Annotated in this window: 6 protein-coding genes; 5 read left to right on the forward strand and 1 reads right to left on the reverse strand. The window is 61.1% G+C overall.

What is annotated here, in order from left to right; all coding sequences use genetic code 11:
- Positions 1 to 30: 30 nt before the first annotated feature.
- The gene (locus IU448_RS28795) at positions 31 to 963 is read right to left on the reverse strand and encodes an SGNH/GDSL hydrolase family protein (RefSeq protein ID WP_324188530.1); all 933 of its coding nucleotides are present in this window, start codon (positions 961 to 963) and stop codon (positions 31 to 33) included.
- A 1,577-nt stretch (positions 964 to 2,540) separates the two neighbouring features.
- Between IU448_RS28795 and IU448_RS08175 the strand changes: the two genes are divergently transcribed.
- From IU448_RS08175 to IU448_RS08195, 5 genes are all read left to right on the forward strand, one after another.
- Positions 2,541 to 7,250, forward strand: a complete 4,710-nt coding sequence (locus IU448_RS08175; RefSeq protein WP_195054793.1) for a sacsin N-terminal ATP-binding-like domain-containing protein — start codon at positions 2,541 to 2,543, stop codon at positions 7,248 to 7,250.
- Positions 7,229 to 8,767 carry an NERD domain-containing protein/DEAD/DEAH box helicase gene (locus IU448_RS08180; RefSeq protein WP_324188531.1) on the forward strand — a complete coding sequence of 513 codons (1,539 nt, stop codon included), beginning with the start codon at positions 7,229 to 7,231 and terminating at the stop codon, positions 8,765 to 8,767. Before IU448_RS08175 ends, IU448_RS08180 begins: the two co-directional genes overlap by 22 nt.
- Positions 8,764 to 11,931 carry a helicase-related protein gene (locus IU448_RS08185; protein WP_195054794.1) on the forward strand — a complete coding sequence of 1,056 codons (3,168 nt, stop codon included), beginning with the start codon at positions 8,764 to 8,766 and terminating at the stop codon, positions 11,929 to 11,931. The genes IU448_RS08180 and IU448_RS08185 overlap by 4 nt, the downstream gene beginning before the upstream one ends.
- A complete protein-coding gene (drmB, locus tag IU448_RS08190) occupies positions 11,912 to 13,750 on the forward strand; it encodes a DrmB family protein (RefSeq protein WP_195054795.1) in 1,839 nt (612 codons plus the stop codon). Before IU448_RS08185 ends, drmB begins: the two co-directional genes overlap by 20 nt.
- 168 nt (positions 13,751 to 13,918) lie before the next feature.
- The gene (locus IU448_RS08195) at positions 13,919 to 16,021 is read left to right on the forward strand and encodes a helix-turn-helix domain-containing protein (protein WP_228812068.1); all 2,103 of its coding nucleotides are present in this window, start codon (positions 13,919 to 13,921) and stop codon (positions 16,019 to 16,021) included.
- Positions 16,022 to 16,040 lie beyond the last annotated feature (19 nt).

Raw genomic sequence — 16,040 nt, forward strand, 5'->3', positions numbered from 1 at the left:
CAGGCGGTGTCGCGCGCCGCGTCGAGTCCATCAGAGGACAGCCAGCGTAGCCGCGGCCATGGCCGCGTAACCGGCAGCGTTGGGGTGCTTGTGGTCACCGGGGTCGAACGCCGCGTTCAAGCGTTCCCCATCTACGGGATCGGCCAGTGCCGCGTTGAAATCGACCACTGCGTCGTACTCGCCGCTGGTGCGAATCCAATGGTTGACGGCCCGAATCTTCGCCGCGGAGGTGTCATTGTAGTATTCGGCGCCCTTCATGGGCAGCAAGGTGGCGCCGATAACCGTGGCCCCGGCGGCGTGCGCGCGGGCGATCAGGTCGCGGTAGCCGTCGATGAGTTGCTCCACCGATACGTCAGGGTTGGGCTTATAGGTCGGTAAGTCGACTTCGGAGAACCCGATATCGTTGAGTCCGGCCAGGATGATCACCGTCCGCACTCCCGGCTCGGCGAGCACATCACGTTCGAAGCGGTGCAAGCCGCTGTCTCCGTACCAGGCCGAATCGCTGAGCATCATATTTCCGCCGATTCCCGCGTTGAGCACCGGCCGCGGAGTACCCCGCGCGGTGAGCCCGTCGGCGAGGGCGTCGGGGTAACGGTTGTCGGCGTCCTTATCCGAGCCGAAGCCGTCGGTGATGGAGTCACCGAACGTCACGATGGTGTCCGCGGCCGCGGTTCCGCCGGACATTTCCAGGTCTGACAGGTAGTACCAGGAATGGGTGGTTTCGGTGAATGCGGTTCCGTCGGTGTCGTCGAGCCGGTTTCCCGTGCCGCGATAGGTACTGGCGTAGCCTTGGGCGTGGAAGGTCGCCGGGCCGGTCGGGTCGGCGAGGAACAAGGTTATTGTCGCCGATTCCAGTGCGGCCAGGGTCAAATCGGCTACGCCGCTGGTGATTTGTTCACCCGCCGCGATGACCACCGACTCCGCGCCGTCGAACCGCAAGGGCCGGACCGTCTCCGCCTGCACGCCGGCACCGTCACTTGTCCGGGCGTCGACGGAGAACACCACCGACCCGGTCGCCAGGCGGGATGCCCGAGAAAGCGTAGTCGCGCAAACGAGCGCCAGTGTGTGGCCGGCTCGCAGCAGGTTCGTGCCGTCGGCGAATACGTGGAACTCCGCATGGACCGGGATCCGTGCCGCCCAACACCACTCACCCTCGACCACCGTGACGTAGGCACCGTCGACCCCGGGCGCGGTCTCGCTCCCGCTCTCGGGGCCGGCTGCTGCTGTGCTCGAGGGTCGGCGTGATCGGCGGCGTTCCCGAGGCGGCGCTGCTCCGGGCTACTTCCAGGTCATGTCGGCGCCGGGATACTCGGCGCAGCTGTTCATCGTCGCCGAACATCCCCCACGCTCCGATCACCGCAGACCGTGCTTGCGCTGGACACCGAACTGACTGTGCAGTCGTCATGAGCCTCGGCGTAGTCGATAGATCGCGAATACCACGCTTGGCCGATTGTGCTGTCGAAGTCTCCCTCGTCGGCTGCACTGAAGGCCAGATCTTCGGGGTTGTCCGAAGAGTCGGTCCAGTCGTAGCGAATCGTAGGGTCGAAGCCGAACAGCACCCTTTCGGAAGGTCTGTTGACCCACCGCCCTGCACCCCAAGGATTTACCGGCCGAAGTTATCCAATCGGCGGGTACCCGCAACAGCGTGTCGGTGAACAGTCCGGCCGCCCCGTCTCGACCTGGCTCCGTCACACCACCCACTCCGGATCGTCCTGCGCCGCCTTATCGATGTCGTCGTCCACTGCCGTCGAGTCTTCCCCTTGCTGCCGACCGATTGAGAGTCGCAATGCATCAAGCGGTACGGCGCAGCAGTCGAACATGGCAACGAATTGGACGCGACCTGCCGGTACGAGTTCCCCCGGAACCCGTGGGCACCGCGCGGGTCAGAAAATTGCTCGCGCGTCGTCGGACAGGATCCGAGGCCGTCGCTGTTTTTGGTGTTCGCGCCCCGAAAGATACCGAAGTGCCGATATGAAAGACTGATGTTTGAACTAAATCGAATGCCCATTCGAAGGCCGCAGGGGCATGTACCAGACTGTACCAAACACGATTGATCCTGCTCCTGAAGCCTCTTCAGCACTATCCTCGCACACTCTCTATCGCTCCAGCCACCGAGAGGCCCTACCCGAGTTCGGCCGTTGTCCGTCAAATTGCCGGGGGATCTGGCACTATCGGGACATCAGGGGGTAACGGCAGTGCCACTGATGGCGATCACCAAGTCGATGCTCCCAGCCCGCTGCGGTGTTGCCGCGACGTAACAAACAAACAGGACCGAGGAGTTTGGACCCGGTGGCGAACCACGAAGTCGACCGCACCGATCTGCACGCGATCGTGCGGACGCCGCCTAGGCAGGACTCCAGGTCGCGGAATCGCCTCAGGATTTCTCCGGCCGCGCGCCGGTATTGACCACCACCTCCTCCACCACAGCCGTTCTCGACATCGGCGCACCTCAGCAACGCCGATCGAGATGCGCCCCACCAGTTCGCCACCTGCGATCCAGAATTTCAAGCACCAAATTGACTCAGGAAAGAGCATGAGCTATGGCGCCATGGACCCATGACAGCGGCCTTGCCAGGGAGGTCGATGCACAGTTCCGCAGGGCGATCGAGTCGTACGAGGCGAACAGCAACCTCATCACCGAGCATGCCAACCACGAGGAGATCATTCGGGTTGGCGGTTACGCGAACCGGACGCTCCTGGAACTCGTACAGAACGCGGCCGATGCAATGGCGGGCGATCACACCGACACAGGCAGGGTCGAGATCATCCTGGATCCCGACAACAGGGCACTCTATTGCGCGAACGCGGGCCGCCCCTTCTCGAAGAACGGGCTCGTCGCGATCGCGCATGCACACCTGAGTGGCAAACGCGGCGACGAGATCGGACGATTCGGCCTCGGCTTCAAATCGGTTCTCGCTGTGACCGAAACACCTCAGGTCTTCAGCAGGTCGGTGTCCTTCGAGTTCAATTCACCGGAAGCAAAGACCGCGATCGCCGGTGTCGGAGCCCAGGTCAAGCGATACCCTGTCCTACGCACACCGACCCTTGTCGACGCTCAGGCTCATTTCGCCCAAGACACCATTCTCGAAGAGCTCTCAGAATGGGCGGCAACCGTCGTCAAGCTTCCAGATGCCATGAACCTCGACCGTCTGCGGAACGAGATCGAGTCCTTCTCCTCGGAATTTCTCTTGTTCGTCAGCTCCGTACGAGAAGTGAGGCTCCGCGTACTCGGCGAAGACGGTTTCGAGACGAGCCACGTGTCCCGGAAACTCGGGAACGGCAACTTCAAGATCGAGCGTCCGGATGGCACCGGCGACGAGTGGCTCGTCGAAGACCGAATGCATTCGCCGTCTCTAAGGGCCCGGAAGGAAGTTGGTGAGGCCGTCTCGCGCTCTGCGGTCAAGGTAGCCGTGGCCGTACCAGTGAACCACAGTCAGCTTCGCGTCGGGCAATTTTGGTCGTACTTCCCGCTCCAAGACCAGACGTCGGCATCCGCACTGTTCAATGCCCCCTGGAGTGTGAATGATGACCGCACCACTCTGCTGCGCAACGACTACAACCGCGAGATACTCAGGACGCTGGCGGAGATGTTCGTCGACCTCTTGCCCCGCCTCAGTACCCCCACTGATCCCGCTGCTCACCTGGACTACCTGCCCGCGCGTGGGCGCGAGGAGCGTTCGTTCGGCGACACCGTCTTGTATGCGGCGATCCCACGCCAGTACGCCGGGGTTGCATTGATCCCCGACGCGAACGGAGACCTCGCGCGAGCCGAAGATATCCGTCCACTCGATTTCCGGACGGAGGTCACAGTCAACGAAAACGACCATCGCGCATGGATCGAATCCCCCAATACGGGCGACGATGTTCCCCACTGGCGTTGTTACACCTCACCTCAACGAGCGACACGCCTCCGTCAACTGATGGCCTACGGTTTCGATCCCAGCCTCGCCGAGAGCGATGACCACGACATGAAGCGCGCACTGGAGAATATGCCGGCACGTGGGATCCTTTCATGGCTGAGGGAATGGTCGGAAGGCAGCGACTTCACCTCTGCTGCCCGAGCTTTGAGGTTCATTCTGAACCAGAAGAACCCGTCCGGGTTCGCGCAAGCGAAGGTGATCCCGACCACGGCTGGGTTATGTGGATTACATAACAAGGACAGTGTCTTCCTCGAACGCGAAGAAGATATCGACATCGAAGATGCCGAGTTCGTGGAACCCCTGTTTCTTTCGCAGCCGGGTATCAAAGCCTTGCTGATCAAGGCGGGGTTCCGAAACCTCGATCCCGTTGCGATTTTCAATGCTCGTGTATACCAATTGCCGGTCGAACCCGACGACCGCCAACTATCCCGACTTTGGGACGCCGCACTCAACCTCACTGTCCAACAGGCGATAAGCGTGATCAGGGACCACTCCCGAACCGTGGTGAAGGTTCCCACGTGCAACGGTGAATGGTCGTGGCCACAACAGGTCATTGACATAGACGAACCTCTCGATGCGGAGTACGCCCATTTACAGCTCGATCGGTCACGATGCGTTCCCGATGTCGCGCACGCTATCGGGGTTGTCCGCGAGCCCATCGGGGAATACAACATCGAAGACGAACCGCTCTATGATCAATACCGTTCATCGGTCTTGAAGGCCGTCAACCAGGCTCTCGGCCCTGGCGAGCGTCCGCTCGACCGTATTTCCCTCCAACCGAGGCACGGTGGATCGCCGGGGCCGTTTTCGATGCTTATCCTCCTCGATGAAGCTCAAGCATCGTTCCGACTGCGCGTCGCGTGGACATACAAGCTCCTCAGCTTCGGCGATGCGGAATGGGACTGCGAGGACCTCGACTCGGGCAACGTATTTTCCGTCCCCTCTCCTGTGCGATGGGCCTTAGAAAAGGCCGGCCTGGTGGAGTCAATGAAAGGAATACGGTACCCCCGCGAGGTGGTGGCTCCATCGCTGATGAAATATGGAGAGTTCCTCCCCCTATTCATGGGACCACGTCCCGTGGTAGATATTCTAAACCTTCCCGACAAACTTGAAGAAGTCCCCCCAGCACTTCTCCGGGAAGGACTCGAATCCGACTCCGTATCCGACAAGATAAGCGATCTTACCCTTACTGAGTTCATCGTTTCAGCCAGCCGTATAGCATATCCCGAAAGAAAACCACCTCGCATCCCTGCTCGAGTGGGACGTGCAATAGAATTACGTTCGACCAAGTCGGTTTTCGTGGCCGTGACGGACGAGGAGCGCGAGTTCCTCATATCCCGGCAACGACCGTATTTGGTAGCCACAGAGGAAACAGTCGCAGACGTTGTGGAAACTGTGGGATGCCGAAAGTTCGAAGATGCCTTCTCATTCTCCGTTGTTCCGGAAGGACAACAGGCCAGCGAGTCGATACTCGACGTACTCACTGGACTTCGGAAGACCGCTGCAGCCGATCGATTGATGCCGGCAACAGTCACTCGCGCTGCAAACATCACGAAGTACACCACTACGGAGCATGGTGTCGAGGAGGAGTCACTCGAGTGGCATCTGACGGATGGAGTGCGACTCTTCGTCCAAAGCGCGACCGGCGAGGAGCGTCTACTCAAGATCGTCAATGAGGGGTTCGAACTGCATTTGAGCAATGCAGAACTCGCTAAAGTGCGCCAGGTCGGCCTTGACCATCGCCTCGAGCAAGCCCGCCAGGCTGCCCAGGCTGCGACCACCGACGCAGAGCGGCTCGAGATCTACTTCGGCGAGGACGACCTCCGTGAGGAACTCCCCAAGGGGCTGTGGCAAGCGCTTGAAGCCCAGGACCTGGTGGATTCCTCGACTTCCGTCGGGGAGCTGTACCTGACGGTCCGCGGCTCGGATTCCATCAAGTTTCTTGCGGAACCTTTCAGGCGGGAAGGTTTCCCAGACGTACCGCAGACGTGGGCCGGCGGGGCCGCCACGATTTCCTGGCTCCGAAAGATGGGCTTCAGCGCCAAATATGCCGGCCGTAGAACTCAACGCCAAGATGCCGAGTTCGTCATCCCCGGAGTCACCGAACTCAGTCCATTGCACGATTTCCAGGCGGATATCAGCCTGAAACTGCGCGAAGTACTTACCAAGCCGGACGAGAGAGGACGGGCACGCAAAGCGATGGTCGAACTCCCGACGGGGGCGGGTAAGACCCGGGTTGCCTCGGAAACGATCCTTCGCCTGTTCCTCGAAGGCGAGATGAGCGGCAACATCCTCTGGATAGCTCAGTCTCAAGAATTGTGTGAGCAAGCTGTCCAGACTTTCAGTACGGTGTGGCGGGGGATCCGTGCCGAGCATCCGCTGACGATCGGTCGCCTCTGGGAAGGGAACGACGTTCACCGTCCCGAAACGGAATTCGGTGTGATCGTAGCTACTGACGCACAGCTCGACGAAATAATCAACAACGACGACAGCGAGTACTCCTGGTTGAAAGAGCCGGCCGCGGTGGTTGTAGACGAAGCACATCGCGCCGGCGATTCGGAACGCTACACCAGAATTCTGGCTTGGCTGGGAGTCGCGGGCCGAGGCTGGGAGCGACCACTTGTCGGGTTGTCAGCGACCCCCTTCAAGGGCAGGTCAGAAGCGGGAACACGCAGCCTTGTCAGCAGGTTCGGTGACACCAAGATCAGCGCATTCGGTGAGAATCCCTACAAGATCCTGGCCGAACGCGGATTCCTGGCCCACGTAGAACATGACGTGCTCCCTGGCGCCGAAGTGACGCTCTCAAAGGTCGAGCGTGACCAAATGACGCGTATGGGACGCGTCAATCAAGGTGTCCTGGACAGGATTGCCAAAGACCGTGCACGTATGTCGGTTTTGCTCAGCCATATCCTGGATCGGGATCCGGAGTGGCCGATACTTGTGTTCACTCCGAATGTCCTATCGGCCCAGGTCCTTGCGGCGATGATTCGTTACCAAGGTCGCAGTGCAGCATCCGTCAGTGGTCAGACGGGGCGACAGGAACGCCGAGAGATCATTCAGCAGTTCCAGGACGGTGAGATCCGTGTGCTTACCAACTGCGATGTGCTGATCCAGGGGTTCGATGCGCCTGGTGTCCGCGCGCTCTACATCGCACGTCCGACGTTCAGCCCCAGCGCATACATCCAGATGGCGGGCCGCGGACTCCGCGGTCCGTTGAACGGCGGCAAGGAGAAATGTCTCATCGTCGACATGGAAGACAACTTCGGGGATATAAACGATCTGCTCGGCTTTCGCGAGTATGAGGACCTGTGGAACAGGGGGCGAAATTGATTTTGATTCCGGACCTGCCGGAGATTCTGCGCAACGCCGAGAGCGACGCGGAACGTCGAGTTGCCTCGCTCCTGCATCGGATCGCGGGCCCGCCGGATGGAGTGGCTTTCTACTCGGTGAAGTTGCGGTCACACGCGCATAAGCAACAGGCCGAAGCCGACTTCGTGATCTTGTGGGACAACATGATAATCGTCGTAGAAGTCAAAGGCGGCGGTGTGAAGAAGTACGACGGGGTCTGGTACTCCGTCGATCGCCGAGGGGATTGGAACAAACTCACCTCCTCCCCGGTGGACCAAGCACGCTCGGCAATGTTCGCTCTGCAGGACATCCTCCGAGGCGAAGGGGTCGGGTGGTTCGCCCACGAGGCGGTCGTCATCACTCCTGACATCGATTCTCCGCCTCATTCGATCGAGTGGAAGTCGACTCACTGGCTGGCGAAGGACAATATAGGCGTCGACGCGCTGACCGACGCATTCGCTGCGATTGCCGAGGCGAGACGAGAGGCACCGTACGGCGAGAAGAAGGCCCGCAGTCAGGATCTCCGGGATCGGCTTTTCGGCGAGTTCACCCGTATGCCGGTGATCGATGCTCAACGAGGTGCCGTGCTGGAAGAGCAGAACAGAGCCACCAAGGAACAGGCGCGAGTGCTCGCATCGCTGGCCCGGAATCGTAGGATGCTGGTGCTGGGAGGTGCCGGAACCGGAAAATCGCTGGTGCTGGCCGAGGCGGCCAAACAGGAAGCCAACACCGGCCGGTCAGTTCTGATCACATTCCATTCCCCGGCCCTCACCAAGCTTTTCACGCCTCTCATTGCAGGCCGAGATATCGACCTCGTACCATTCGACGCGTTGACTGACAGCAAAATCTACGACGTTGTTTTGATCGATGAAGCACAAGATCTCATGAATGCCGAGGCAATGGATCGGCTGGATACGGTCATTGCGGGCGGCCGTTCCGATGGCCGATGGCGTATGTTTCTCGATCCGAACAACCAGGCCCATGTCGATGGCCGCTTCGACCAGGACGTGTACGACTTGGTCGAAACCGAGGCTCCGTCGTTCGACCTGCAACGGAACGTTCGCAACACGAAGGCGATCGTGCATGTGGTGCAAGAGTATCTCGGCGCAGATGTGGGCGATTCGGGCATCGTCCACGGCGACAGAGTCCAATGGCGATGGCCCGAGGGCGCCGCTGACGTCGAGCAGGCGGCAGATGTTGCACGCCGCCTGATCGGCGACGGATGCTCCCGATCGGGGATCTGGATAATCAGCACCTCGTCAACAGCGGAGCCCTCATCGACGCACGACCGGATCACCGTAACCAGTCCTCGGTACACCAAGGGGCTCGAAGCAGAGCACGTCATCGTATGCGATTTGCCGGAGGTTTACGACGACACGGGGATCGCTGCGTTCTATGTCGCAGTGACGCGTGCGCGCGTCTCCCTTCACATCGTCGCGTCCGTCGAGGACAAACGGCGCCTTCAGGAACTTCTTCGACGGCAAAGGGCAACGCAATGACCCTCACCAACGGACAAAAAGTCGCTCTCGACCACCTTCGCGCTGCCTATGTCGGGCCCGAGCACGGCGAAGACGAGGTGCTGCAGAACCGACCGAATCTGCAGTATTCGATCGGAATGTTGTTTCCAGTCGAGTCGAAACCGCCGCCCTCGGAAGTCACAGACGAGGGCGCCGTCCTCTCCTCAGCAGTCCCGACCGGCGATGTGGAAGAGGACGGCGCCGGGGTCCCACTGCCTGAGGACTGGCGGCCCTCTTCCATCGCTATCTCATTCGTGACCGATTCGGATACCGCCGTCTGCGACTTCTCGGGAGGCACGTACGAGGCGATCTCCGACGATGGGCCGCCTCGATGGCGCCGCCGCCCGTTCGAAGTCCTTGACGTGGCAGTCAGCGCCGACCGGCCGCCACAACGTTTTACGGCAGGACACGTGCCCTTCGAGATCGGATCGCGCTGGCGACGTTACGGTGATGCTCACCTGGTCACTGTCCATGTACGACTGACCGAAGCCTCGACCGGCAACGATAAGCTGGATATCGACCGTATGCTGTTCCAGGTCGATCTTGCGGTCCGCGCCGCCGACGGCGCCAAGTTCATCGAATACGACACATACCGCACCCTTGATCTGGACGAGGAGTCCGCCGAACTGCGCCTTCGCTATCGGAACCGCACGGTCTACGCCGTAGGCCACGGCATGGCCACCGGCTGGGAATCCGAATCCGGCCACTGCACCAAGATATTCCTGACACCGCTTCCGTCTTTCATAGTTCCGAGCGTAGAGACCACCGGATTCGATGCAGACACGGAGGAAGCCCGTGCTCTGCGTCTCGACGTGCTGTCGCGTATCGACAGCGATCCCGATGCGGTGCTGCGATTGCTCGACGCGTTCGTTGCCGCGTTCTCGACGTGGGTGGCGGTTCAGGAGTCTCGCGTCGAGACATTCGGCGACCAAACCAAGGCCGCACGTGATATAACCAGCCGCTCGCGGGTAGCGGCTGACCGGATGGCTGCAGGCGTCGAACTGCTGCGGAAATCGGACCAGCCCGCTCTCCGCGAAGCCTTCGCGCTCGCCATGGCAGCCATGAGACTTCAGATGCAACAGGCTGCCGTAAACCGGGGCAATACTGGGGGTGAGCCTGCCTGGCGCCCCTTCCAGCTCGGATTCTTGCTGGTGTCCCTGGCATCAACCGTCGAGGAAGAGCACCCTGATCGCGCGCTGGTCGACCTGATCTGGTTTCCGACTGGCGGCGGAAAGACTGAGGCATATCTGGGTCTCGCGGCGATCGAGATATTTCGACGCCGTCTCCTCTATGGCATGAAGGGTGCCGGCACTGCGGTTATTACGCGCTATACCCTGCGACTCTTGACCGCCCAACAGTTCCAGCGGGCCGCCGCCCTCATCTGTGCGATGGAGATCCTCCGTGGTTCCGACCCCAGGGTAAAAGGTATGGCCCGGTTCACCATCGGTCTGTGGGTCGGCAACGAAGCGACTCCCGCTACGCGTCCCGATGCTAAGGCCGCCCTCGAACGGTTACTCAAGGCAACTCGACCCGAGGAAGCAAACAAATTCCAGGTTGAGAGTTGCCCTTGGTGTCTGACACCGCTCATACCGCGCCAGAGGTCGGATGACCCGGGTCGGTACGGTATGAAGTTGGTCGGTCGGGATATCATTATCCACTGCACAGACAGGAATTGCCATTTCGCCGCGGAGTTGCCCTTGGCTGTAGTCGACGACCTCCTGTATGACGAACCGCCGACCATTCTCCTCGCAACGGTCGACAAGTTCGCGCGATTGCAGTTCAAGCCCGAAGCCGGAAAATTGCTCGGACTCGATACGAGCTACCGCCAGCCGTCCATGGTCATCCAGGACGAGCTGCACCTCCTATCCGGGCCACTCGGGACCACAGTCGCCGTGTTCGACGCGGTTATTCAGCTTCTGTTGAGCAAGACCGGCACCAGACCAAAGATCGTCGCATCCACTGCGACCATTCGGGCCTCGCAAGAGCAGATCAAAGGGCTCTATGGTCGTGATGTCGCACTGTACCCCCCGGCGGGTCTCGACGATGACACGACGTTCTTCTCGCGGCCGGTGGAGAATGGTGCAGGACGTCTCTACGTCGGTTTGATGCCCCAATCTCTTCCGCAGGTGACCGCCTTGGTGGCCGCAGCAGCACCCTTGGCTGAACTGCCTGCTGTCGTCGATGCGCAGCTGTCGCCGCCCACCTCACATGACGCCTACTGGACGCTGGTCATGTATCACAACTCTCTTCGAGAGCTTGGACGCACCGGCACCCTCGTCGTCGATGACGTTAACGGCCGCTTGGAGACGCGCGCAGAGCGGATAGGGATTCCGCTGCGACGTATTCGAAAGGACAAGGTACTGGAACTGACCAGTCGCCGACGGCCCGAGGAACTGCCCAATGACCTCCGGGAACTGCGTACGAGTGCGGACGATTCGAAAGAAGCAATCGATGTGGTCCTTTCCTCGAACATGCTCTCCGTAGGCATAGACATCCCCCGCCTGGCACTCATGCTCATGGTCGGACAGCCCAAGACCACAGCGGAATACATCCAGGCGACCAGCCGTGTCGGGCGAGGCGAGAACAGCGGCATCGTGGTGACTCTGTTCCGATCGAATCGCGCGCGCGACCGTTCGCACTTCGAGACGTTCCGCGGCTACCACGATGCCCTGTATCGCAGCGTGGAACCCACCAGTGTCACTCCGTGGTCCCTGTCCTCACGGCAGCGCTCGCTGGCAGGGGCCCTGGTTGCACTGATAAGGCATTCTTTCCCGTCGCTCGCCGCGGACACCTCTGCCGGCGCGCTCGACCTGGAGCACTCCAGGCTGGCCGAGGCCATCGACAAGCAGGTCAACCGCTTCCTCGAACTTGTATCCCGATCCGACGCTATCGAAAAGGACGAGACCGAGGACGAACTGAGGAGACTTCTGCGGGACTGGGACCGGCGCGCCGCAGAGGCCCGCGAGCAGAACAAGCCGCTACGTTACGACCGCCGTTCAGGCACGGACGAATCCTTGTTGAAGCGATTCGGTCAACCCAACGAGGGTTGGCTCGTCGCCGACTCCATGCGTTCGGTCGAGCCGAATGTCGCAGTTTCCGTCCAAGAGCCACGTGAGGAGGTCATCCGTGGAGAAAATCAAGCATGACCTGCGACTTTCGGAGACGATCACGCCATTCGGCGTCGGGGCGATCGTCGACGTGCGAGGGGAATCCCTCATCGCTCCCGACACATCGTGGTGGGATCGAAAACGCTCCCCCCGGATCAGCTGCGATCGGCTTCTCGCACGACTCGGCCCCGGCGAGCTGAGGCAACCTTCGACCCACGCCGGCCGGGCAGCGAAGGAGACAGAGGGGTTGCTGTACTGGCGCTTTCCTGCCTGGCGGTTCTGCGAGCGGTGTTCCAAACTTTCAACGCTTACGGGCAAATACAAAGGCCGCTGGACCAATACCTGCAACTGTGGCGGCGGACTCGTTCCCATGCGATATATCGCGGTCTGCACGAATGGTAGTCACGTACAAGATATTCCATGGTTCATGTGGGCGCACCGAGGTCGTGACGCCGGCGTGACGGAGGAAGTCCGATTCTGTCGCGCCTATAAGGAGCTCACATTCGTCCGATCGGCGAAACACGGGGAAGGTCTCGCCTCACTGCGCATCAATTGTGGTGGATGCAAACGTTCGCGACCGCTGTCCGAACTCGTCGGGAAAGACGCACTTCACAGAGACGGCATCAAGTGCGGTGGCCGCCAGCCTTGGGAGGACGAGGAAGCTGCCAGAGATGTGTGTGACCACCACCTGGTTGCCGTGCAGCGTGGTGCGACCGGAAACTATATCGCTGAGCGCGTCTCGGCCCTGGATATCCCGGAAGAGACCCCGCAGTCGGAAGAGTTGGTGTCGGACATACGAAGCCACGTCTACTTCGACAAGGTCGTGGCAGACAACGGCGGACCGCAGGCAGAGGTCGTCGCCGGTTGGATCGCCGAAGAAATTGGTGTGTCGCCCGAAGCTGTCCTCGCCATTGCCGCAGGCGACGGTATGTCGGTGGAAGAATCAATCGCCGGTCTGCGTGACGGAGAGTGGGCGGCATTTGTCAAGAAACTGAGCAGCGGCCGGGACCGCACCGGAGGCGACTTCGTCGTAGACGGGTGGAAAGTGTCGGGCGAGACTCCCGGACCGAGGTCACTGATCGACGCAATGGCCGGAATCGGGCAAGTGCGGCGCGTGAGGGAGGTCCGTGCTTTGCGCGGGTTCCGGCGACATTCCCCGGACGCAGCGCTCATCCACGTCGATCTCGGGCCGGACCAGAAGAGGCAACCGTTGTATCCCGCCATCGAGTTGTACGGCGAGGGAATCTTTTTTCAGTTCGACGAGGATGCCGTAGCGACTTGGGAACGCCTCGACCGGGTCCAGGTCCGTGCCGCCATTCTCGGGAAACGCCGCCAGGAGACACCGTGGGCGCAACGACTCGAAGTACCGACACCCCGGTTCGTTGCCCTGCACACGCTCGCCCATCTCCTCATCCGTCGCCTGGCGTTCGCCAGCGGCTACTCGTCGGCAGCTCTTCAGGAGAAGATCTACGCCAACGCAGACGGGCCAGATCCCATGGCGGGCATCCTGATCTACACTGCAGCAGGTGATGCTCAGGGAACCCTGGGAGGCCTCGTGCGGCTCGGTGAGCCGAAACGAGTTATCCCGCTACTCACCTCGGCTCTTGATGATGCCGATGTCTGTTCCAACGACCCCGTCTGCATCGAAAGCGACAGGCAGCGCAGCGCACACCTCAACCTCTCTGCCTGCCACGGCTGCACACTCATCAGCGAGACGTCATGCGAATCAGGCAACCGTCTGCTCGACCGTCAATTGGTACTCGGCGGCAGCACGGTTCCAGGACTCCTGGAGGCGGTACTACCAGAGGTACGGCAGTCACTAAGCATTCACGTCAGCGGCTTCCCCGTGATCGACTGACGGCAGCATGAGCATCTAAGCCGTGTGGCTCGCGAGAATACATTTGAAATGCAGGAGAGACCTGTCGACGCCGTGTTGTAGCAGCACACCGACAGTGCAGCAACACGGGGACATACCGGCAGGCGAGGAGGAGCGTTGGACTCGAACAGAACCGAGCGAGGTCAATGGTTGGCCGAGCGTCTTCGACGCAAAGGCACAGACCCGAAAGACCTGGCGCAGCGGCTCGAGGTACATCCGGCAGTCATCAGCGCCTGGTTGGACGGGCGGTCCGAGCCTCGCCCGGATGTCGTGGCCCAGGCGGACAAGATCATGAGAAACGAAGGCGAGATCCTTCCGGCATCCGGCAGTACCGCCGCCGCGGCGAGCGGTCCGGAAACCACGTGGTATCACCGCCCAGGACATCGAGACGGTGGCCGGGAGTTCGGCAATGCAGCGGCTTTCGCCTTCGAGGCCGATCTGGAGATCCTGGCACGTGAGGCGACTCAGAACAGCTTGGACGAACGAATCAAGCAAAATGACGAGCCGGTCCGAGTCCGTTACACCCTTCATGAGTTGACCGGTGCCGCGCTCGACCGGTTCCGCACTGCCATCCGCTGGGACGACCTCCTCCCGCACTACAGAGCAGCGGCCGCACAAGACCAGAAAGTCGGACGCATCATCGGCTCGGGGCTCCGGGACATGATGGGTGAGCGCGACCGCCTGGTCCTGCTGCGCATAGATGACTACAACGCGACAGGTTTGACCGGCGACGACTACGGCGATGGGCGCTTTGCCGCCGTTGTCCGTCGCCAACTCGAGAGTCGAAAGACGGATTCGTCCGCTGGCGGATCGTATGGGCTGGGCAAGGCTACGCTGTGGGGCACCAGCAGACTCGGGCTCGTTCTCATCAACTCCACCCTTTCCGAACCGCACGAGGGACGCACCCAACGACGTGTCATCGGACGACTCGACCTTCCGTGGCGCGAAGTGGACGGAAAAGGTTTCGCGGGCCCGGGCTGGCTGGGCACGCCGGATCCGGAGAAGGGAGATTCGAAGGTCGTTCGGTCGTGGTGGGCAACCGAAGATGCGGTAGAAGAGCTGCATCTGACACGCGACGGCGAAGAACCTGGCACATCCTTCTTGATCGTAGGGGCCCACGATGTGGCCAGTCTCGCCACGACGGGTCTGGAACTCGACGGTGACGCCGAGGACGACGAAGACAATCTGGAGCGTATGCACCGCAGACTGGTACACGCTCTCGGGCGCAATTTCTGGGCTGCCATGACAGCGGGAACCGATCAGCTTCCCCTGCTGGAGGCATCCGTGCGGACCTTGCGCAACGGCACAGAATTCCTTCCGGAAGAGCGCGTCGAACCGCATGTACATCAACCCGCCCGGACCCGCGCGCTGGAGGCGTTTCTCAACGGCACCACAGTGGACAGGCTCGTTGAGGCGGGCCAAGTGGCACAGACCACTGTAGCTCTGCGACTACCCCATCGTGATGGCCGAGCCGGCACTGCCGGTGAGCACCGAGCCGTCCTACTCGTCACCGACGCCACCGATGCCGACGGCAAGATCAATCAGGTCACTGCCATGCGTGGCAACCGTATGACCGTCAAGACCAGCCGGGTCACCGATCTGCCAGTGGGCACCAACCCATTTCAGGCAGTTTTACTCACCGGCCTTGCCGCAGGAAAAGATGCCCCTTTCGCCGACGACACAGAGATATTCCTCCGTGCCGCCGAACCGCCCGAACACAATAAGTGGGGCCAGACAGAGGAGTTGCGCATGCGCTACTCCCCCTCGGCCCATCGCCGAATCGCTGTATTGACCACCGAAACCAATCGCGCTGTACGCGACCTGGTCGCCATTCCGAAGGAGAAGCGCAACGGCACATCTAGCGTGCGTGGCCGGCTCAAGATCTCCGGAAAGGCACCGGCCAAGACAAGGGGGAAATCAACTCCGCCCGAATTGACCGAGTTGGAGGCCGAGGTCGACACCTCGGGCGCCTGGAGTGTTACAGCGGAAGTCAAAGTGCCCTCCGATGACGAGGTATGGCGCATGTACCCCGTCGCAAAGCTCGAGGTGCGCTCCGGCTCTCGCCCCGTGGTGCAATGGGCCGAACTCGTCCCTCTCCGAAATTGCGAACTGAACGACGGCGCACTGGAATTCAAGCCGAACTCCCGTCGAGCGATATTCCAGGGGACCACCGATGTATCCACGCATCCGGTGCGGGCCGGACTCACTGGTCTCGTGGTGGAACTGCAGGAAAGCAAAGGGGGCGATCGATGAGGGTCTACCCATACCCGCG

Source organism: Nocardia flavorosea, assembly GCF_015477805.1.
GTDB classification, from domain to species: Bacteria; Actinomycetota; Actinomycetes; order Mycobacteriales; family Mycobacteriaceae; genus Nocardia; species Nocardia flavorosea_A.

What these genes read in the sequence shown, in the direction of transcription:
- IU448_RS08185 (WP_195054794.1), top strand. Translation starts at nt 8,764, where the DNA reads ATGACCCTCACCAACGGACAAAAAGTCGCTCTCGACCACCTTCGCGCT.
- IU448_RS08175 (WP_195054793.1), top strand. Translation starts at nt 2,541, where the DNA reads ATGGCGCCATGGACCCATGACAGCGGCCTTGCCAGGGAGGTCGATGCA.